Raw genomic sequence first — 818 nt, forward strand, 5'->3', positions numbered from 1 at the left:
TCTCCAACATGCAGGTCATCGCCGAGGCCGCCACCATCACCGGCCTGCTCGCCGTCGTCCAGACCGCCGTCATCATCTGCGGCGGCCTCGACATCTCCGTCGGCTCCCAGGCCGGCGTCGCCTCCGTCGTCAGCGCCATGGCCTTCACCGCCACCGGCTCCAACGCCCTCGCCGGCATCGCCGCCGCCGTCGGCGTCGGCCTGCTCGTCGGCATCCTCAACGGCGTCATCATCGTCTACGGCCGCGTCAACCCCACCATCGCCACCCTCGCCGGCCTCGCCGCCTACAAGGGCCTCGCCCAGCTCGTCTCCGACGGCCGCGCCCAGGGCTACGTCCTCAACAACGACGTCTTCGTCTTCCTCGGCCGCGGCAAGATCGCCGGCCTCCCCGTGATGGTCTGGATCCTCATCGTCGTCGCCCTCGCCGTCCACCTCCTCCTCAAGTACACCGACATCGGCCGCAACATCTACGCCATCGGCGGCAACGACACCGCCGCCCGCCTCGCCGGCATCAACATCAACAAATACCTCGTCGCCGTCTACGCCCTCATCGGCGTCGTCGCCGCCGTCGCCGGCATCCTCCTCACCGCCCGCACCGGCTCCGGCCAGCCCACCTCCGGCAGCGAAGGCCTCGAACTCAAGGCCATCACCGCCGCCGCCCTCGGCGGCGCCGCCCTCAAGGGCGGCAAGGGCGGCATCGGCGGCACCCTCCTCGCCGTCGCCCTCCTCGGCGCCCTCGAAAACGGCCTCACCGTCCAGGGCATCAACGCCTTCTGGCAGAACGTCGCCCAGGGCGCCCTCCTCGTCGTCGCCGTCGTC

The 818-nt window shown here is 71.0% G+C and carries 1 protein-coding gene; it reads left to right on the plus strand.

Annotated features, from left to right (window positions below; genetic code table 11):
* A partial coding sequence (locus tag IE329_RS39995) for an ABC transporter permease (protein WP_190215986.1) occupies positions 1–818 on the plus strand: 818 nt, incomplete at both ends.

Source organism: Kitasatospora indigofera (genome assembly GCF_014655955.1).
Lineage (GTDB): Bacteria > Actinomycetota > Actinomycetes > Streptomycetales > Streptomycetaceae > Kitasatospora > Kitasatospora indigofera.